This window comes from Paenibacillus sp. Negev47 (genome assembly GCF_058313655.1).
Genome location: NZ_CM177754.1, coordinates 13,899 through 33,123, shown reverse-complemented (window position 1 = coordinate 33,123; position 19,225 = coordinate 13,899). Strand labels below are relative to the sequence as shown.

At 46.4% G+C, this 19,225-nt stretch carries 17 protein-coding genes, 2 rRNA genes and 1 riboswitch; of the genes, 2 read left to right on the top strand and 17 right to left on the bottom strand.

Going from position 1 to position 19,225, the window contains the following annotated elements; all coding sequences use genetic code 11:
- Positions 1 to 99 precede the first annotated feature (99 nt).
- Positions 100 to 353: riboswitch (cyclic di-AMP (ydaO/yuaA leader) on the bottom strand.
- A gap of 241 nt (positions 354 to 594) precedes the next feature.
- Together AC4G47_RS00145 and AC4G47_RS00140 are read right to left on the bottom strand one after the other, a co-directional pair.
- On the bottom strand, positions 595 to 1,365 hold the full coding sequence (locus AC4G47_RS00145) for a TatD family hydrolase (protein ID WP_491104268.1): 771 nt from the start codon (positions 1,363 to 1,365) through the stop codon (positions 595 to 597).
- Between the two features lie 335 nt (positions 1,366 to 1,700).
- Complete coding sequence (locus tag AC4G47_RS00140; protein WP_491104267.1) at positions 1,701 to 2,978, bottom strand: HD domain-containing protein; 1,278 nt, start codon at positions 2,976 to 2,978, stop codon at positions 1,701 to 1,703.
- Between the two features lie 317 nt (positions 2,979 to 3,295).
- Here AC4G47_RS00140 and AC4G47_RS00135 point away from each other — a divergent pair, with 317 nt between their 5' ends.
- Positions 3,296 to 3,550 (top strand): AbrB/MazE/SpoVT family DNA-binding domain-containing protein, encoded by a 255-nt coding sequence (locus tag AC4G47_RS00135; RefSeq protein WP_017691383.1) that lies wholly within the window; start codon positions 3,296 to 3,298, stop codon positions 3,548 to 3,550.
- 236 nt (positions 3,551 to 3,786) lie between these two features.
- Here the strand turns inward: AC4G47_RS00135 and rsmI are convergent, their stop codons facing one another.
- The 12 genes from rsmI to AC4G47_RS00075 all read right to left on the bottom strand — a co-directional run bounded on the left by rsmI (position 3,787) and on the right by AC4G47_RS00075 (position 13,449).
- Positions 3,787 to 4,671, bottom strand: coding sequence for a 16S rRNA (cytidine(1402)-2'-O)-methyltransferase (gene rsmI, locus AC4G47_RS00130; protein ID WP_491104266.1), 885 nt, complete (start codon positions 4,669 to 4,671; stop codon positions 3,787 to 3,789).
- Positions 4,672 to 5,451, bottom strand: a complete 780-nt coding sequence (locus AC4G47_RS00125) for a tRNA1(Val) (adenine(37)-N6)-methyltransferase (protein WP_458124797.1) — start codon at positions 5,449 to 5,451, stop codon at positions 4,672 to 4,674.
- Positions 5,452 to 5,545: 94 nt separating this feature from the next.
- Positions 5,546 to 5,914, bottom strand: a complete 369-nt coding sequence (gene yabA, locus AC4G47_RS00120) for a DNA replication initiation control protein YabA (protein WP_491104265.1) — start codon at positions 5,912 to 5,914, stop codon at positions 5,546 to 5,548.
- A 28-nt stretch (positions 5,915 to 5,942) separates the two neighbouring features.
- The gene (locus tag AC4G47_RS00115; RefSeq protein WP_053778939.1) at positions 5,943 to 6,743 is read right to left on the bottom strand and encodes a PSP1 domain-containing protein; all 801 of its coding nucleotides are present in this window, start codon (positions 6,741 to 6,743) and stop codon (positions 5,943 to 5,945) included.
- Between the two features lie 117 nt (positions 6,744 to 6,860).
- Positions 6,861 to 7,832: a DNA polymerase III subunit delta' gene (holB, locus tag AC4G47_RS00110; protein ID WP_253428866.1), complete on the bottom strand. Its 972-nt coding sequence runs from the start codon at positions 7,830 to 7,832 to the stop codon at positions 6,861 to 6,863.
- A 9-nt stretch (positions 7,833 to 7,841) separates the two neighbouring features.
- Entirely contained in the window at positions 7,842 to 8,285 is a 444-nt protein-coding gene (locus tag AC4G47_RS00105) for a YaaR family protein (RefSeq protein ID WP_017691389.1), read from the bottom strand.
- Between the two features lie 342 nt (positions 8,286 to 8,627).
- A complete protein-coding gene (darA, locus tag AC4G47_RS00100; protein WP_017691391.1) occupies positions 8,628 to 8,957 on the bottom strand; it encodes a cyclic di-AMP receptor DarA in 330 nt (109 codons plus the stop codon).
- Positions 8,958 to 9,018: 61 nt separating this feature from the next.
- On the bottom strand, positions 9,019 to 9,666 hold the full coding sequence (gene tmk, locus AC4G47_RS00095) for a dTMP kinase (RefSeq protein WP_458124796.1): 648 nt from the start codon (positions 9,664 to 9,666) through the stop codon (positions 9,019 to 9,021).
- A 218-nt stretch (positions 9,667 to 9,884) separates the two neighbouring features.
- Positions 9,885 to 10,577, bottom strand: a complete 693-nt coding sequence (locus AC4G47_RS00090; RefSeq protein ID WP_491104262.1) for an LrgB family protein — start codon at positions 10,575 to 10,577, stop codon at positions 9,885 to 9,887.
- The gene (locus tag AC4G47_RS00085) at positions 10,547 to 10,897 is read right to left on the bottom strand and encodes a CidA/LrgA family protein (RefSeq protein WP_491104261.1); all 351 of its coding nucleotides are present in this window, start codon (positions 10,895 to 10,897) and stop codon (positions 10,547 to 10,549) included. The genes AC4G47_RS00090 and AC4G47_RS00085 overlap by 31 nt, the downstream gene beginning before the upstream one ends.
- Positions 10,898 to 11,176: 279 nt before the next feature.
- Positions 11,177 to 13,009 carry an aminotransferase class I/II-fold pyridoxal phosphate-dependent enzyme gene (locus AC4G47_RS00080; RefSeq protein ID WP_491104260.1) on the bottom strand — a complete coding sequence of 611 codons (1,833 nt, stop codon included), beginning with the start codon at positions 13,007 to 13,009 and terminating at the stop codon, positions 11,177 to 11,179.
- A gap of 254 nt (positions 13,010 to 13,263) precedes the next feature.
- Positions 13,264 to 13,449 (bottom strand): sigma factor G inhibitor Gin, encoded by a 186-nt coding sequence (locus tag AC4G47_RS00075; protein WP_145326511.1) that lies wholly within the window; start codon positions 13,447 to 13,449, stop codon positions 13,264 to 13,266.
- A 497-nt stretch (positions 13,450 to 13,946) separates the two neighbouring features.
- On the opposite strand from AC4G47_RS00075, the gene AC4G47_RS00070 reads away from it, so the two are divergent.
- Entirely contained in the window at positions 13,947 to 14,471 is a 525-nt protein-coding gene (locus tag AC4G47_RS00070; protein ID WP_076216777.1) for a hypothetical protein, read from the top strand.
- A 657-nt stretch (positions 14,472 to 15,128) separates the two neighbouring features.
- Here the strand turns inward: AC4G47_RS00070 and AC4G47_RS00065 are convergent.
- From AC4G47_RS00065 to AC4G47_RS00055, 3 genes are all read right to left on the bottom strand, one after another.
- Positions 15,129 to 15,569 (bottom strand): hypothetical protein, encoded by a 441-nt coding sequence (locus AC4G47_RS00065; RefSeq protein ID WP_458124791.1) that lies wholly within the window; start codon positions 15,567 to 15,569, stop codon positions 15,129 to 15,131.
- A gap of 219 nt (positions 15,570 to 15,788) precedes the next feature.
- Positions 15,789 to 15,905, bottom strand: a 5S ribosomal RNA gene (rrf, locus tag AC4G47_RS00060).
- A 79-nt stretch (positions 15,906 to 15,984) separates the two neighbouring features.
- Positions 15,985 to 18,912, bottom strand: a 23S ribosomal RNA gene (locus AC4G47_RS00055).
- Positions 18,913 to 19,225: the final 313 nt, after the last annotated feature.

Sequence of the window (19,225 nt, the reverse complement as noted above, 5' to 3'; positions counted from 1 at the left end):
ATTTCTTTTATTCAAAAACAAAAAAGCCAAAGAAAGAGTGTAAGAGGAACTCTTTCGTGGCTTCCGAATGATTTTGAATATCGGAAATTCATGCACGAGGTTGCCTCTCTTTTTCCGCTTGCGAGGTTAGCTGTCGGGTTCGGGCGAAAGAGAGCCGCCCTATCTTGGGTCACCCGCTCATGGCGGACGCCCTTGAATTCACCCCGAGACCCAAAGAAGAAATCAAATATGGCTTCGCAATTCCTTTCGCTGCTTTTGGGTCAGCGAATGATGCGCAGCAGCTAAATACACTGCTGTTTAAGCCCTATTGGTTCCCCCGCTCTCCGTTAACGGAGACTCAGCGAGACTGATTCATGAAAGTAATGTTGTTTCATCGGAAAGTGTCCCTTTGTTCATCCCCCGAACATCTGTCCAGTTTTCCGCACAACAATTCACTGAAAAGATGATATCCTGTTTTGATGCATGTTGTAAAGCGTTGATCAAGTACGTTTTTCTGAATATTTGGTTAAAATATTGTAATATTCTTGATCTATTTGGATCAAAGGGCAAATTACCTCCGCTTACCTGCCTTTTTCACCTGATTTACTCGATTTTTTAACAAATCCCAAATCGTTCCATGGCATTTTTGGTTGTTATTGCAGCAATTTCCTCTACCGAAATGCCTTTAATTTCCGCTGCTGCCTCTGCAACCAGACGTACATGCGCTGTCTCATTCCGTTTCCCACGATACGGATGAGGTGTCAAATATGGAGCATCTGTTTCAATGAAAAATCGGTCCATCGGAACCTTCGCCAGCACCTCTTTGGGCTGTTTTGCATTTTTGAATGTGATCGGGCCTCCGAAGGACAGATGGAAGCCCATATCGAGACAACTTTTTGCGGTTTCCCAGCTGCCTGAGAATGAGTGCATAACACCACCAACCTCGCCAGCTTTCTCTTCACGCAAAATTCTTATGATATCCTCGTGCGCATCTCGATTATGGATGACAATGGGCATGTTCACTTCACGAGCCAATGCAATTTGTTGTCGTAATACGCGATGCTGCACTTCCTTCGGTGAAGTATCCCAGTGATAATCCAACCCAATCTCACCGATCGCAACCACTTTTTCATGCTTGCATAAAGATGCAATCCATTCCAGATCGCCCTCCTGCATCGTGATCGCATCTACGGGGTGCCACCCTACAGCTGCATATATAAAGTCATACGTTTCAACAAGTTCCATGGTGGTCGGTATCGTCTCCCGGTTAAAGCCAATGTTGATCATGCGACCAACTCCGGCATCCACAGCACGCTGAATCATCTCCTCGCGGTCCTCGTCGAATTGTGGTGCATCCAGATGTGTATGTGTGTCGAACAGCATCATGTTTGTGTCTCCCTTCATGTCGAACTAACGACTATCTTTGTTTAAAATTCAATGTGTAAAATTTAATATATCATTGCTTCATAGATAAAACATTTTGGGGAATCTGTATATTGCCATCATTTCATTCATTGCTTCACAACTACAATATATAGAAGATGTACAGATATTCTGATCTATATATGGCTGATCGAGATGATTTTACCTGATTGCATTTACAAAATTATGTCGATCTACATATACTGCCCATTAAAGCAGATTACTGTATCATGGAAAATAGCTCTTTTAGAAAGTCTTTTGAACTCAAAGTTTTCACCAAGTTGTACCCTCATCCATCATTACAAGAAATAGGGGCGTATATGGGACGGTAATTCATGAATAATCGCATCCACCTTGTTTTGCGGGTAATACAAATGATGTTTCCCCCGATGCAGCCCACTAATGGACCGGACAATGTCGGATACTTCTGACAACTCATGTAACTTGTCCTGTCGATCGAGCAGAAGAATCTGCTTATCCGTGGATTCATCCGGACGAAACACATCATACGGATTATCCGACGGAAAATCAATTTCAAGATCATATTCGGGATTGAGACCTGCCTGGATAAAAGCTTCCCGAATTTCTTCCATCATTGTCAAGTCGGTCTGTTCAAGCTCTACATACTTATATAACTTGCGATCCATGAAACGTTCGCATAACTCACTCAGAACAGCATCGTCCTCCTTGCGCCACTGCGCAAATGCCGTCTGAATCAAGGCTTCGTCCAACTGCAAATATTCATCTACCGATAGTTCTCCTTCAAATAATTGAGGAAGTGGATCGATCAAGAAGCGGAATTGAAAACCTTCTTTTATGAGTGTTTTTGCTCGCTTGAATATTTGCCGCAATATAATTTCGGAACTACGGGTTACTGGATGAAAGTAAATCTGCCAATACATCTGGTACCGAGACATTAAGTAATCCTCCACAGCATGCATGCCTGACTCCTTGACTACAATCCGTCCATGATAGGGCCGCAGCATGCGAAGGATACGATCAAGATCGATCGTGCCATAATTTACTCCCGTAAAGTAAGCATCCCTGAGCAAATAATCCATACGGTCCGCATCAAGAGGACTAGTCACCAGATTGACTACAATGGGCTGCTCATACGTTTTTTGAATCACAGAAGCCACTTTCTCAGGAAAATCAGGAGCATACCGTCTTAAGATTGCCCCTACTTCGGTATCACCTGTAATGATGCGACAAGTCCAATCTTCATGATTCATGTCAAAAGCTTCCTCGATGGAATGAGAGAACGGCCCATGCCCAAGATCATGAAGTAGAGCTGCGCATAGCGCTACAATCTTTTCGTCCTTTGGCCAATCTGAATAATGACTTCTTTCAAATTGAGAGATGATCTTGCGCGTAATTTCATAAACACCCAGTGAATGTGAGAAACGACTGTGCTCTGCTCCATGAAAGGTTAGGTAAGAAGTCCCTAACTGACGAATCCGGCGTAACCGCTGAAATTCAGGGGTGTTGATTAACTCCCATATAATCGGATCTTGCACGTGGATATAATTATGTACCGGGTCTTTAAACACTTTCTCTTCTGTTAGACGTTGTTCCATGTCGACTCACTCCTTTAATTTCTTTTATATTAACGCTTTGACCTCTACGATTCACCAAACATTCGACACGATATGACGAATTTTGTCGAATTAGGTAGTTTTGTCGTTTTCCAAATCGACAAACCTGACATTGATGTTTAAATACGAAAAACAGCTTGCAATCCCTTACCACCAGCAACCTTAGGAAAAACAGCCTTAATTTTAAGCTAATTTTAAGGTTGACTGATTTGGGAATCGTTGGTATGATGAGTATCATAAAACATAAAATAATGTCGAATAATGACAATGATAGTTAGCTGAGAGGAGCACTGATTATAATGATGAAATCAACAGGTATTGTAAGAAAAGTGGACGAACTGGGACGGGTAGTTATTCCGATTGAATTGCGCCGTACGCTCGGTATTGGTGAAAAAGATGCTCTGGAAATCTACGTTGACGGCGAGCGCATCATGTTGAAAAAATACGAGCCTGCTTGTATCTTCTGTGGTAATGCAGAGAACGTTACTTACTTCAAAGGTAAAATCGTATGTAACGAATGTATTTCCGAAATCCCTGCACCTGTAGCAAAATAAAAAAATACAGCTATACTGGACTTATCTAAATTGTTAGTTCTAACCTTTTTAATATTCCTTAATGGCCTTCCCGGTGAATACCACCGTGGAAGGTATTTTTTTGCCCTGTTATGGGTTCCATTACCCAAAATGAGCCTGTCACACTCCACCGAGGAGAGAGTGGTGAAATTCGTTTGGAATTATTTTGAACCACTCTGTTCTTTTTAATGTTCCATTCATGTTGAAGGTCAGATTCGCTATTCGATTAACGCATTATATACATCGCGCTTCGTCAGACCACGATCGGTTGCCGTTTTTTTCATCGCATCTTTGCGGTTATGTCCTTCACCCTCATAATGGCTGACATGATCGGCGAGCGACATGAGCTGCCACCAAGCTTCGCGCTCAGCCTTACGCTCCTCTTCCTTGATGCCTTCCACCAGCAAACAGTACTCTCCAAGAGGCGGATGCTCTTCAAGCCAGTCGATGCATTCCTTCACACTACCCCTTGCGAATTCCTCATGACGCTTGGTAAGCTCACGTGCCAGGACGATCGAGCGATCACCCAGAATTTCTTCAAGATGGACTAATGTTTTTCGAATGCGGTGAGGTGATTCATAAAATAACAAAGTCCCATTGGATTCGTCAAAAGCCTCCAGCACTTTTCGCATGTCCTTTTTCTCCCGCGGCAAAAAGCCGCCGAATGTAAAACGCTCCGTCGGTAATCCGGACACGATCAGAGCAGACAAAGCAGCATTGGGTCCAGGGATAGGAATGACCGTAATTCCAGCTTTAAGCGCAAGCTGTACAAGGTCGGAACCCGGGTCCGAGATGGCCGGCAGACCAGCATCGCTGACGAGTGCCAGATTTTTTCCTTCTATTATATAGCGTATCAGTTCAGGGCCACTTGCTCCCTTATTATGTTCATGATAACTAAACAACATGGACGGTGTAATTTCAAAATGGGTAAGCAACTTTCGAGTCTGACGTGTATCTTCTGCCGCAATGATGTCGCAGCTCTGCAACGTCTTGATCGCCCGGAATGTCATATCCTCCAGATTACCAATGGGTGTTCCCACCAGATATAGCTTGCCTGAGCCTTCAGGCTGCTCCGCATAGCTTTTCTGAATATGCAAAGTCATCTAAATTCCTCCTTTCGTTGTACGCTCAGCATGCTGCTGACCATAATAGATATCCATAATCTCTTCGCAGTATTTCCCCTCTTCATTGTAGACAATGAGTGGAGGAAGCATCCTCACTTCGGGTTTACCATCTTTCATTCCTTCAATTAACACCATATTGGCTTCCAGATGAGCACGGGGATGTACCATCCGAATTCGTTTTGGCTCCAGCTTATACTCACGCATGAGCGAGATAATCTCTGCAAGCCGCTGTGGACGATGAACCATTGATACTTTGCCACCATTACGTACAAGTCGACTGCAAGCCTGGATCACTTCTTCCAGGGTACATCCGATCTCATGACGTGCCATAGCCTGATGTGTGTTCATCTTGAGATCACTGCCATTAAGAGGCATGTATGGGGGATTAACTGTTATTGCATCATAGACAGCGTGGCCCGTTTCTTTCACCAGTTCTCGCAAATCACCTTCACGAATCATAATCGATTCGTCCAGTGCATTTAATTGCACACTGCGACGAGCCATATCAGCCAAACGTGGCTGAATCTCAATCCCTTCCAGATTAGCCTCCGTGCGCGTTGTAAGCAGAATAGGAACTACTCCATTGCCTGTACACAAATCAAGTACACGCCCCCGTTTGGGGACGGAAGCAAACCTAGCCAACAATACCGCATCCATTGAAAAACTGAATACTTCATCACTTTGAATGATTCTCAGATCATGAGAGAGCAGATCATCAATCCGCTCTGACTCATGTAACACTACTTCTTTTGCTTCCATATGTTACGCTCATCCTCCGGTACTCTATATCTCATGTTTGTATCTTTAGGTTTGTAACCTTGAAAAAAAACCGTAGGGGATCCCTACGGTCACTTCATTTATTCAAAAAAGACAGGCAGAACAGACAATCGCCTTCCGTCCGCAGATGTCCATAATAGACGTTGCAGATATGGAAGCCTTCGTGATACAACCGAGCCAGATTATCATACCCTTCACCCACGACATCTTCACCTGTAGCCGGACCTGCTGGTCTTACTACAGGAGCGAGTGCTGCGGAGATTGGCAGATCTGCCGGAGCCTCACGCTTGAGCAGTTTGCGTAACTGCTCATTCTCGATGGTAAGCCGCTGATTATCCTCAAGCAGCTCCTTCACAATCATTTTTAACTCTCCTAAATCACCGTGCAACTGACCCAGTTGGGTTTCCATTTCATGAATGTGCGTAAACAGATTTTTCTTTTCCAAGTTTCCACCCCGAAGCAACCTTTATGGTTTACTTGATAACGACGTCATCCAGCGGAAGTTCTTTGACTTTACTGATGTCGAACAGTTGAACATGGACTGTGCGGCTACCGGCATTAATTCCGACAACTTTTCCTTCACCCAATGAGGTGACGACCAGTTTGCCTACAGCCGGCAGTTCTTCTCTCACACTTTCATAGTTATCATGCTCAAATTTCAGACAGCACATGAGTCTTCCGCACAACCCTGAAATTTTCGTCGGATTCAGTGACAGGCTCTGATCTTTAGCCATCTTGATTGATACCGGCTCAAAGTCTCCCAGCCAGGAAGAACAACACAACACACGGCCGCAAGGTCCGATTCCGCCAAGCATCTTCGCTTCATCACGTACACCAATCTGTCTCAGCTCGATTCGTGTCCGGAAAATGCTTGCCAGATCCTTAACCAGCTCCCGGAAATCGACTCTTCCTTCAGCTGTAAAATAAAATATGATTTTATTGCGATCAAACGTAAATTCCACATCAACCAGCTTCATTTTGAGGCCATGGTCTTTGATTTTATTTAAACAAGTACCGAATGCTTCTTTGGCTGCACGCTTGTTCTCATCAACCACACGGGCATCTGTCTCGCCCGCAACACGGATGACTTTCTTCAGCGGCAACACCACATCGGACTCGCCCACTTCCTTCTTACCAACAACAACCTTACCGTACTCTACCCCCCGCGCTGTCTCCACGATAACGCAGTTTTCTTTCTCAATGGGAAGGTCCAGGGGATCGAAGTAATAAATTTTGCCCGCTTTTTTGAAACGGACACCCACTACACTGTACAAAAAATTAACCCCCTTGTAAGCCAACCCCACTTCGTCTGAAGCCCCGTCTTCTTAGGGAACCGGCCGAAGTTATAACCGTTTGCATATGATTGGAGCTAAAGCTGCCCTCTCCCATTCTTATGCCAAACCGATCAAAAATTGCTCCAGACAAAGCTGGCCATTGACATTGAAACGCAATTTTTTTCTGCATGCTGCGGCCATATCCATATAGGAGACCCACTGCTCTGTGCTGCGGGTATGTGCCAACTGAGATAGCATGTCTAACTGATCTATAAAAACGATATGTTCATGCCTATCGTACTGAACATACAGCATGTCCCTAAACCATAGATGGAACAAACTAAGAAGCATGTCCAGGTGTTCAGAGAGTCCGGTTTTAAAAAGCTTCTGCTGTGCAGAGATCAATGATGTACTTCCTCTACCCAGGGACTCCTTCCCTAATTGTAACATTACGTTTCTAATTTCTGCAAACCAATTCTGCTGGAGAATTTCTCTACATGCTTCCAATCCTGACGCTAAATGGACGGCAGACCGAGCCAGATTGGCAGGGTGCCCTTCCTCAATCAGAGATTGTAACATCTCCTCCGGATTCAGTGCGCTGAACGGCACCAATTGGGAACGAGACCGGATGGTGGGTAACATAGCCTGTCCATTATCTGTAATTAGGATGCCGACTGCTGGTACTTGTGGTTCCTCCAGAAATTTAAGCAGACTGTTCGCTGCCTGCACCGTCATTTTCTCGGCTTGTTCTATAATATATACTTTGGGATGGCCTGCCTCAGATCGATATGAAAAGATACGCTGCAGGTCCCGGATTTGATCTATTTTGATGTTGTTTCCATCTGGTGCAAGCATGGTTAGATCCGGATGGTTACCATGATCCACCTTACGACATTCAAGACACTGCCCACATGCGTCGTCTTCCAACTCTGTACAAAATATCGCCTTGGCGAAAGTAATTGCCGTCTTCCGCTGCCCGCTACCCGCTGGACCGCTAAATAAATACGCATGGCTTATTGCCTGACGTCTCAAACTGCTTTGTAACATTTGCTTGGCCGCCTGTTGACCCATAATTTGTTGAAAGGACATACTTCCTCCTCAGAAGCTTAAATTAATAAGCATCCCCCGAATTTCGCCTACTTGTTGTAATAGAGAGATTTTTCCTTCTTCTGTATCCAGCAATTCATCAGCCATGGATAACAGAGCGGAGTCAATTTCATCAATCAGCTTATAACGCTTGCCTCTGCCACGACGATCCCAACCCCTTGTCTCTTTCATGGATACACCGCGGCGAACGGTCTCTTCCAGAAACCTCTTAACAAGTTGCTTATACGCCTTCAGCTCACGAATCGTCATGGAACGTGCCAACCGATCGCCCTGAAGCTGGATCTCACTAAACCGGCGATTCAGTTCAGCTTGTGAGGCTCGCTCCCCCTGGTGATTCATCATATCAGAGAAATTTTTGGATTGGACCGGTTTGGAACCTGAATCAGTAGAACTGATTCCGCTCTGAATCGGTCTAAATCCAGGATTGATTTTCATGGATACGCCTGCTTTCTATCATAGTTGGCCAATCGCCCATCAGCACAGTGCGCGTTGCGCCTGTGCGTGAGGATGAGGCTTTTATATATGCTAATTCACACTCTATATATAATGGTAGATACACATCACCATCAAGGACTTATTGTTTGTAGTCAACCTCTTTCCGAAATGAACCATTTCTGGCTGGGAGATGCTCATCCGGAAAGAGTGTGCATTCATCTCATCAAGAAAGGCGTTCCGTAAGCAGCACGCACAAACTCTGTTTAAATTTTCTTGCGCTCATCGTTTCCAACATGCTATCGAAAATGAAAGACCCTCATGGGATCCATGCAATAGGTTTAATTAGAAATGTTCGAAGCGATCTACCGGGAGAACAAATACAGTAGCTCCACCTACTTGAACTTCAACAGGTAGCGGCAGGTAAGAGTCGGTTGTTCCACTCATCGGTGTGACCGGAGTCACGAGCTGTTCACGAACCTTACAGCTGCTGCGAATGACGTTCATTACGGATTCGACTTGACCATCATCGACACCGATCATAAACGTCGTGTTGCCTGCCTTCAAAAATCCGCCCGTACTGGCAAGCTTCGTTGCCCGAAAGTTTGCTTTGACCAATGCGCTGGATAATCGGTTGCTGTCTTTATCCTGTATAATCGCAACAATCAGTTTCATCCTGCATAACCTCCTTTAGAATAAGCACCTTTATCAAATGCCATGTCTATATATTAGACAATTACTCGTCAAAATCCTTCAAAATCCCTGTCTCCAGCGACAAAATCATTGCTGCCAAGACGTCCTCCTGCTTCATGGAAGCATCGATAACCCTGATCCGTTCCGGGAACTGCTTTTTTAATAGGAAGTAACCCTCTCGCACTTTACGGTGAAACTCCAGGTTTTCCAGATCCAGACGGTTCACTTCGCGGCCATCATGAGCATCAATCCGGGCAAGCCCCACTTCAGGCTCGATGTCCAGATATAAGGTCACATCCGGCATAAGATCACCGATTGCAAAGCGATTAATGGCCCATACATTCTCTATCCCGAGTCCACGGGCGTATCCTTGATAGACCAGACTACTATCGACAAATCGGTCACAGATGACTGCCTTTCCAGCTCTCAGTGCAGGCTCTACCTTCTCCGCCAGATGCTGGCTGCGAGCAGCTGCATACAATAGTGCTTCGGTTCGAGCATCCATTGCCGTATGAAGAGGGTCCAGAATAATGGAACGTATTTTCTCCGCAATCTCAATTCCGCCTGGCTCTCGCGTAACTACGTAAGGTATACCCTGTTCTTCGAAATAAGAACCTATCTTCCCGATCATCGTCGTTTTACCGGAACCCTCTCCCCCTTCCAGCGTGATGAATTTACCTCTGCCCTGCATATGCTTCCCTGCTTTCTATGTCGATAATTGCATCTATTGCTGCTGTAATGAATATGCTTAGACCCCTCTTGCTACAGGATATGATATACCCCGCCCAGAGGTGTATGGCTACAGCTATAACGGTACGTATTAATAACACAAAGATCATACAAGCTTGTTTTCTTTCTATAATACTATAGGTCAGCGGTTACTCCAACCTGAACTACAAAGTAAAGCATTCAACCGTAGATGATCCATACCCATAATGGAAGCATAATTGATCCGGCAATGGCACTGACAATCATGGATACCGAACTGAGGGCTACCGCATTCTCTCCATATTCGAAAGACCTTGCCATGCCGAGGGCATGAGATGCTGAACCCAGTCCAATTCCATAGGCATTTCTACTTTGGACTTTAGCCCATTTCAACAACATTGGCCCCAGTAATATTCCCGAGAAACCTGCAATCATCACAAACAGTGATGTGAATGAAGCGTTCCCTCCAACCTGATCAGCAAGCTGAATAGCCACAGGAGTCGTCACGGATTTTGGCAATAAAGCGATGACCATATCTTGAGGATAGCCAAGCAGGATAGCAATTAAGGCACCTGTGACGATTCCCGTAATACTGCCCCCGATCGTTCCACCCACAATTGGAATGATATTTTGCTTCAGCACATGCAGATGTCTGGACAAGGGAAAAGCGAGAGATACGACTGCTGGGCCTAAAAGCTCTTGTATCCATTTACCACCGAGCATATACGTATCCAGCTTTATATTGGAGATCACCAAGATCAGGATCAGTATCGCAGTCGTTGTAAGAACAGGCATAAGTATCGGCCATTTTAACCTTTTATATAGACGAGTGGCTGGAATATATACAGCGATGGTTAGTGCAATCATTCCAATTCCGAGGATGAATGCTGACATGGGATCGCCTCCTTTTTACCTGAATGAGACAATCTCCATGTCATAAGCCACTCACTTACTTTGGCAGATACCAGACATGTGATTAATGTGCTAACAATCAAACCAAGGACTAATAACAATGTGTTGGCTCGGAAAAAATCAAAGTGATTAATGATGCCTACAGTAGGTGGGATGAACAACAATTGCAGATGAGATTGAAGCCACGTTGACCCCTCTTCTCCCCAGCTCATTTTGATCCATCCCAGTTGAATGGCGATAAACAATACCAGCATGCCCACAATACTGCCTGTTAACGGCAGATGTAATAGAGCTTGAATCATGTTTCCTATCCAATAAAACCCGTACATCAACAAAACCTGCAGGACTATTCCTGTATATTTTTTTAGCGGAATACCCAATGTGGTCCCTTCTTTCTTATATCTATCTTTCTAAGTTAAACTAAAGATTATTTACATAGACACTACGATGACAGAATAACCTTCCAATCGCTGCCCAGTTAATGACCAAGAGACCCTCACAAGTAGGGTCCGGTATCGCAATTCGTATGGTCATATAGACTACCTAGTGGTAAATGCAATTCAGATTTCCATGTGTATCTTTTAATCCTTCATGACCTTCAATACCTGTAGAGATGCATCTGATATCCCGTGAAATTTTGCTCCTTCATCCCTCAGGAGTTGTATACGTGCTACCATCGATGGACTTAGGCGTTCACCCGGATATACAAGCGGAATCCCTGGAGGATACGGGACAACCATCTCAGCTGATCGACAGCCCGCGCTTTCTTCTATCAGAACATTGATCGTATCCGTCTCCACAATGGGTTGCAGTGTAAAGGAGATCGGTTCCGAGAAGCGTGCGTTTTCTTGTAAATTGTTCCACGTGGAAATATAATGCGCCGAACCTTTCGCAAGCTGTTGCGAGGGCTCTGTATTGGATTGAATCTGCTCATGCCCATTGGTAGAGCTAATATGGTGTAAGGCCTGCAACAGGTGCTGAGCATCTTGCACCGTTGAGCCCAGGCTGAAGAGCAAGACGACGTACCGTTCGTCGCTCATCTCAGGCACACAGCCGCATGCTTCCAGCTGCTGCTGTAGCCCATAACCGCTCAGCACCCCTGTGCCGTCATTGATGACGGCCTTGAATGGGTCCTGAGCGGTATACGCCGCGGCAGATGGTATCGCCGCCGCGGCCAGATCTTCCCGTGTCTGCTGCGCAGCGGACACGGGCATGCCAGCCGGCTTCGCTGTTCCGGCTGGCCGTTCTGGCTGCAGCGGCTGTGCAGGCTGCAGCAACTGGAAGCGCGGCAGCTCCGCGAGGCCGCGCTTAAAGGCATTCACGGCGGCGAGCCCCGCCGTGAATGTGTTCGCGCCCTGCACATGCAGCAGGCGGCGCGCCAGATCGAGCGAAGCCATCACCGGGTATGATGGGCTTGAGCTTTGCACCATGGCCAGGCGCTGCCTTAACAGGGACCGATTTAACCGCGGTCCCTGAATGTGCAGCATGGCTCCCATGGTGAAGGCCGTCAGCATCTTATGTGTCGACTGCACGACACCGTCTGCTCCGCATGACAGTGCAGAGACTGGCAGCTCCGGATGCTGCCCATAATGCGCGCCATGCGCTTCATCCACGAGCAGTGGCAAGCCAGCGGCGTGGCATACCTCGGCAATGGGCATCAGATCAGCGCCCATGCCGTAATAATTGGGCAACGTGACGAGTACTCCCTTTGCCTCAGGATAGGACTGGACAGCAGCCTGAATCGTCTCCACCGACGGCATGACCGCAAGTCCAGACGCAGGATCAACCCACGGCTCCAGAAATACAGCTCTTGCGCCTGCCAGCATTAACCCGTGAATAACGGATTTGTGTACATTCCGCTGCACCAGTACAATACTGTTCGGCTCATCGCACACGGTGAGCAATAAGGACAGATTACCTGCTGTGCTGCCTCCCACAAGGAAGAAACTCTCCTCCGCCCCAAAACAATCTGCAGCAAGCTCCTGCGCTTCCTGAATCACACCTTCCGGATGATGCAAATCATCAGTACCCGTAATCTCCGTAACATCCATCTCCATCATCTCCAGAAATGAACGCACTGGTACAAGAGCTTTTTCCAAGTAAGCCCCTTTTCCGCCAATATGTTCCCTGCTCTCCATATCAGCTCCATGTTCCTCCACCGAACTGAATCTGAATTGCTCTACCCTTTGGTTAACAATCTCCTCTGCACAGTTCTGAATCTCTCCGTTGTGCTGGTGTTTCTCATCAACGATTTCCTTAACGGAAGGCTGTTCCGATTCTGCTTCTTCCACCAAATGTCGGTAAGCTTGTCCATTCTTATGCCCAGGCACATGAAAAGAACGCTGCTTCGAATCACGATACGTTAGCAACGCCTCATATAAAGGGGCTCTACTTGATTTAATTTTATGATCCATGAAGTAACCATCCTGTACATATATAATGTGAGTTCTCTGCATTCAAATATGCTTCCTATGCTCAGCAGCGTCCTTCTTCCCCATCTGCAGACGTTCTACTGTAAACTATCCATATCATTATATCAGCATACGCCTTCCTTAGATGGCAGACAAGACACTCTCTCTCCTAAAAACAGAAAAAGGCCCATTGGGCCTCTACACATCAGCATCATTGCAATGCGATGTTCTAACTTCTACTTCTATAGAAACGTTAATTATGCGTTTTTTTGTACCCAAATCTGTTTCATCTGATTGATAAAATAATTGTACTTGGCATCCTGCGCATCGGTATGAACCATTTCTGCTTCACAAGCGTCACATATGAATTCAGATACAATAAAAATGCCTTCTCTTTTTCTTTGCTCGCAGATAATACATGTGTGTTCGGCATGTTCTTCCATGAACCATCCCACCTTGTTTTACGTTTACTATCAGTATTGCACAGTTTCTATTATTTTAAACATTTTCATAGTGCTTTCTTTCTATAAAATATATATATTCGCTCACCCCCTCTTGGGTGTCTGTACCGAAAAATACATTCATGCTTCGTACAAAAGCACTTACCTGCTATGTTCTACACAGGTGTCTTTCATTCCATCGCATTTCCCTCTATATCACGTATGCCTTGGTCTGACTCCAAACTTATATTCAAATTTTCTTAAAAAAACATGGAATCCCCGCCGATATATAATACATGATAACGACATCAAAGCCTGACAGTCCGTGCATTCGGGAGTATACTGAGATAAGCTTCGTCGAATCTCAATATCTTGTACAATCGTCATGGCGTGAGATACAAGGTTCATATATACATACATGATTCATTACCTTAATGCACCTGCTCGAAAATGACTACTTACCCACACAAACGTGAATCCGAAGGAGGATATATAATCGTATGATCGCCGAACCGGAGAATAAAGCAACGTTCTATCAATACCGGCTTCTGAAAAAAAAGGCTATCGCCCGCAGTGTCATCTATAGCTATCTGTGTCTGCCGGTCATCATGCTCTTATTCAATCTACTCGCATTCTCCTGGACTGGCCTCTTCTTTTTTGTACTGGCAGGCCCAATCACCATCTGGATTCATTATGTCATCGCCCGAACCATATTACTGCTAGTCCGTACCTCTTATGCCAAACGGTGGCGCTGGAATCTGCGTATGCCCTGGCTAGGTTATATCCCTGATCAGCATTTCAGCTTCCGCATGTTTGTCCGGGTACACCTAAACATGAGCTGGATTGGACTATGTATCATTACAGTATGTTTGATATGGTCGCCCTTGTCCTTTACCCTCTCGCTGATCTTCTGGCATTTGTGGCTACTTGGCCCTCGCCTATATGTTGTAATGGTACTCTCCCGCGAGCGTAAAGATGGGCTCATCAAATTGAATGAACAAGATGTCTCATACTATCTGCAATAATTATCCTTCGTTCATCCAATAGTAACTGTACCTCACTTACCTGTAATACATAATGGCTGAGTCCTTCGGATATTCAGATACAAAAACCTGTTACTCGATCCTCCATTGACTCAGCCTCACATACTCAAATAAAGGTTATCCACTGTGGATAACCTTTATTTATCTTCTCCCTCTCTTTCCTTATCCACAGCATGAGTATAGTTAAATAAGTTATCCCCACGCCTGGCTTCATTCCTCCTCCTCTTTTTCTCCGCTGCTCCATATCTCATGACCCAGTTATCTTGTATATCTTATGCCTTTAAACGATCTCTTGCTCAGTCTGAGCTCCATCCCTTCTGGTTAAGCCGTTTCCACCAGTCATTCATTACCTCAGAATACTTATAAAACTCTACTTCTCTATATCTCTAACTTACCTTTAAAGCTCAGCACTCCCCTATAGTTCAAGTACACATACCCGCCTTTCTGTACGACAATGTCTACTCCAAATCCTCTGTACCTTTTATGACTTCTCCTGCCCATTACGCGATAGGTATTTCCCATAACTACTAAAGCCAACTTCCGAAAAATAACAAAAAGCTCCCGATCAAGTACACGGGAGCTTACTATATAAGGAACATCACAGCGTTAATTGTTCATACTAACCATACTCGGAGCAGCTCAATCATCTTCATCCAATGATTTAACTGTCGTTTGAGTAGCATCATTTCTAGGAACCATTAGTGTAAAGGAACCATCATGTACCGCTAAATGCACAGTATGTCCTTCCTTTGCAAATACACGCAAGCTACTGGATTTATTGGATGTACCCTTGGCTTGCCTCTCTGTCCAACCCCAGCTTTTGATCTCGTCTAGATATACCTCAGGCAAACTAGTGCTTTCACTAATACCAGACAGCGTATATCGAACATAATCCATATCCGAATTGTTTTCGGACTGGTCAGATTTATTCGCTACTTTAGGCACCGGGAAACTCTTCTCGTTAACCGCACCTTCATATGAAGTCCATACAGCTCCTGAAGCTTCACCGCATCCTGCCAGAACAACGGTCAGGCAAAGCAACAGAAATGATTGTAGTCCAAGTCTCCGCCAACTTAACACACACACCCTCCTTTTCACAGCTGCACATTCCAGCTCTGTGGTCAGGTACTTTTAGCATATTTAACATAGTCCTATTATACTGGTTTTACCGCTATTATCCGTAACAAAAATGTTACTTTCAATTGACGATCATGTTAAAGCTTCCGCTCATTGAATTTTATCCCTATCCCTTATACACAAATAAAAACCACCACCGAATAACATCGGCAGTGGTTCTTTGCTTGGCGGCGTCCTACTCTCCCAGGACCCTGCGGTCCAAGTACCATCGGCGCTAGAGGGCTTAACGGTCGTGTTCGGGATGGGTACGTGTGGAACCCCTCCGCCATCGCCACCAAACGCATAGCTTAGCTTACATTTCAGAGTTGTTCTCTGAAAACTAGATTCGAAACGAAACATGCGAATTCAAACTTGCAAATTGGATAAGCCCTCGACCGATTAGTACTGGTCAGCTCCATGCATTGCTGCACTTCCACCCCCAGCCTATCTACCTCGTCGTCTTCAAGGGGTCTTACATACTGGGAAATCTCATCTTGAGGGGGGCTTCACGCTTAGATGCTTTCAGCGTTTATCCCTTCCGTACATAGCTACCCAGCGGTGCTCCTGGCGGAACAACTGGTACACCAGCGGTACGTCCATCCCGGTCCTCTCGTACTAAGGACAGCTCCTCTCAAATTTCCTACGCCCACGACAGATAGGGACCGAACTGTCTCACGACGTTCTGAACCCAGCTCGCGTACCGCTTTAATGGGCGAACAGCCCAACCCTTGGGACCTACTTCAGCCCCAGGATGCGATGAGCCGACATCGAGGTGCCAAACCTCCCCGTCGATGTGGACTCTTGGGGGAGATAAGCCTGTTATCCCCAGGGTAGCTTTTATCCGTTGAGCGATGGCCCTTCCATGCGGTACCACCGGATCACTAAGCCCGACTTTCGTCCCTGCTCGACTTGTAGGTCTCGCAGTCAAGCTCCCTTATGCCTTTGCACTCTTCGAATGATTTCCAACCATTCTGAGGGAACCTTTGGGCGCCTCCGTTACTCTTTAGGAGGCGACCGCCCCAGTCAAACTGCCCACCTGACACTGTCCCCGCACCGGATTACGGTACCAGGTTAGAACCTAGATACGATCAGGGTGGTATCCCAACGTTGCCTCCATGCAAGCTGGCGCTCACACTTCAAAGGCTCCCACCTATCCTGTACAGATCGTACCCAAATTCAATATCAAGCTGCAGTAAAGCTCCATGGGGTCTTTCCGTCTTGTCGCGGGTAACCTGCATCTTCACAGGTATTAAAATTTCACCGGATCTCTCGTTGAGACAGCGCCCAAGTCGTTACGCCATTCGTGCGGGTCAGAATTTACCTGACAAGGAATTTCGCTACCTTAGGACCGTTATAGTTACGGCCGCCGTTTACTGGGGCTTCGGTTCACAGCTTCGGGATTACTCCCTAACCACTCCCCTTAACCTTCCAGCACCGGGCAGGCGTCAGCCCGTATACTTCGCCTTACGGCTTCGCACAGACCTGTGTTTTTGCTAAACAGTCGCTTGGGCCTTTTCACTGCGGCCCCCTCGTGCTATTCACACTACCGGGGCACCCCTTCTCCCGAAGTTACGGGGTCATTTTGCCGAGTTCCTTAACGAGAGTTCTTCCGCGCGCCTTAGAATACTCTTCTCGCCTACCTGTGTCGGTTTGCGGTACGGGCACCATCACCTGGCTAGAGGCTTTTCTTGGCAGTGTGAGATCATGACCTTCGCTACTGTAATTTTCACTCCCCATCACAGCTCAGCCTTACAATGTGCGGATTTGCCTACACATCAGCCTTACTGCTTAGACGGACATCCATCAGTCCGCGTCACTACCCTACTGCGTCCCCCCATTGCTCATAACGGCTTACGGTGGTACAGGAATTTCGACCTGTTGTCCTTCGACTACGCCTTTCGGCCTCGCCTTAGGTCCCGACTTACCCTGAGCGGACGAGCCTTCCTCAGGAACCCTTAGGCTTTCGGCGGATCAGATTCTCACTGATCTTTTCGTTACTCATACCGGCATTCTCACTTGTATAATGTCCAGCGCTCCTTACGGTACACCTTCAACCCTTATACAACGCTCCCCTACCCCTGATGCAAAGCATCAAGCCATAGCTTCGGTGGTGTGTTTAGCCCCGTTACATTTTCGGCGCAGAGTCACTCGACCAGTGAGCTATTACGCACTCTTTAAATGATGGCTGCTTCTAAGCCAACATCCTGGTTGTCTGTGCAACTCCACATCCTTTCCCACTTAACACACACTTGGGGACCTTAGCTGATGGTCTGGGCTGTTTCCCTTTTGACAATGGATCTTAGCACTCACTGTCTGACTCCCGGAAGTAAGTCTATGGCATTCGGAGTTTGACTGAGCTTGGTAACCCTTGCGGGCCCCGCACCCAATCAGTGCTCTACCTCCACGACTCTGTTTTCCGAGGCTAGCCCTAAAGCTATTTCGGGGAGAACCAGCTATCTCCGAGTTCGATTGGAATTTCTCCGCTACCCCCACCTCATCCCCGCATTTTTCAACATGCGTGGGTTCGGGCCTCCAGTGCGTGTTACCGCACCTTCACCCTGGACAGGGGTAGATCACCCGGTTTCGGGTCTACGTCCACGTACTATGTCGCCCTATTCAGACTCGCTTTCGCTGCGGCTCCGGCTCTTCACCTTAACCTTGCACGGGAACGTAACTCGCCGGTTCATTCTACAAAAGGCACGCCATCACCCCTAAAACGGGCTCTGACTTTTTGTAAGCACACGGTTTCAGGTTCTATTTCACTCCCCTTCCGGGGTGCTTTTCACCTTTCCCTCACGGTACTGCTTCACTATCGGTCGCTAGGAAGTATTTAGCCTTGGCAGATGGTCCTGCCGGATTCATACGGGGTTTCACGTGCCCCGCACTACTCGGGATCCGTCTCGGAGGGAACAGACTTTCAATTACAGGGCTTTTACCTTCTTTGGCGGGCCTTTCCAGACCTCTTCGCTTAACCGGTTCCTTTGTAACTCCATGTGAGACGTCCCACAACCCCAAAGAGCAAGCTCTCTGGTTTGGGCTTCTCCGCGTTCGCTCGCCGCTACTGACGGAATCACTATTGTTTTCTCTTCCTCAGGGTACTTAGATGTTTCAGTTCCCCTGGTATGCCTCTGCACAACCTATGTATTCAGTTGTGAGTAACTGGAAATTACCCCAGCTGGGTTTCCCCATTCGGACACCCCCGGATCAAAGCTTGCTTACAGCTCCCCGAGGCAGTTTCGTTGTTCGCCACGTCCTTCATCGGCTCCTAGCGCCTAGGCATCCTCCGTGTGCTCTTAGTAGCTTAACCATATTGCTCCGGTTTTGACTGCTCGCTTCCCTTGTTTTGCTTGCGCAAAGCCAAAAGTCACTCCCATTCAATACCATCGCAAAAGCAATTAACTACCGTTTTTATTGAAACTTGTTTGCACAAGTTCAGCTAAAAAGGAATGTTCTAATTCGCATTTACTTTCGTTTCGATATCTAGTTTTCAAAGAACAAGTTCCATGCAAAAGCAAGCTGTTTGAGAGTTTGAGCTCTCAAAACTGAGCAACGAGTGAGTGTTTTTGCTCTTCATTTCATCCACACCAAGGTGAAGGACCGAAATGAATCGCTGTCGCAGG

Coding starts and splice junctions, on each gene's coding strand:
- AC4G47_RS00105 (WP_017691389.1), bottom strand. CDS start 8,285: ATGAAAATCAATCCTGGATTTAGACCGATTCAGAGCGGAATCAGTTCT.
- AC4G47_RS00075 (WP_145326511.1), bottom strand. CDS start 13,449: ATGGAAGAACATGCCGAACACACATGTATTATCTGCGAGCAAAGAAAA.
- AC4G47_RS00140 (WP_491104267.1), bottom strand. CDS start 2,978: ATGGAACAACGTCTAACAGAAGAGAAAGTGTTTAAAGACCCGGTACAT.
- tmk (WP_458124796.1), bottom strand. CDS start 9,666: ATGCAGGGCAGAGGTAAATTCATCACGCTGGAAGGGGGAGAGGGTTCC.
- holB (WP_253428866.1), bottom strand. CDS start 7,832: ATGTCCTTTCAACAAATTATGGGTCAACAGGCGGCCAAGCAAATGTTA.
- AC4G47_RS00135 (WP_017691383.1), top strand. CDS start 3,296: ATGATGAAATCAACAGGTATTGTAAGAAAAGTGGACGAACTGGGACGG.
- AC4G47_RS00145 (WP_491104268.1), bottom strand. CDS start 1,365: ATGATGCTGTTCGACACACATACACATCTGGATGCACCACAATTCGAC.
- AC4G47_RS00125 (WP_458124797.1), bottom strand. CDS start 5,451: ATGGAAGCAAAAGAAGTAGTGTTACATGAGTCAGAGCGGATTGATGAT.
- darA (WP_017691391.1), bottom strand. CDS start 8,957: ATGAAACTGATTGTTGCGATTATACAGGATAAAGACAGCAACCGATTA.
- AC4G47_RS00070 (WP_076216777.1), top strand. CDS start 13,947: ATGATCGCCGAACCGGAGAATAAAGCAACGTTCTATCAATACCGGCTT.
- AC4G47_RS00080 (WP_491104260.1), bottom strand. CDS start 13,009: ATGGATCATAAAATTAAATCAAGTAGAGCCCCTTTATATGAGGCGTTG.
- AC4G47_RS00085 (WP_491104261.1), bottom strand. CDS start 10,897: ATGATTCAAGCTCTATTACATCTGCCGTTAACAGGCAGTATTGTGGGC.
- AC4G47_RS00090 (WP_491104262.1), bottom strand. CDS start 10,577: ATGTCAGCATTCATCCTCGGAATTGGAATGATTGCACTAACCATCGCT.
- rsmI (WP_491104266.1), bottom strand. CDS start 4,671: ATGACTTTGCATATTCAGAAAAGCTATGCGGAGCAGCCTGAAGGCTCA.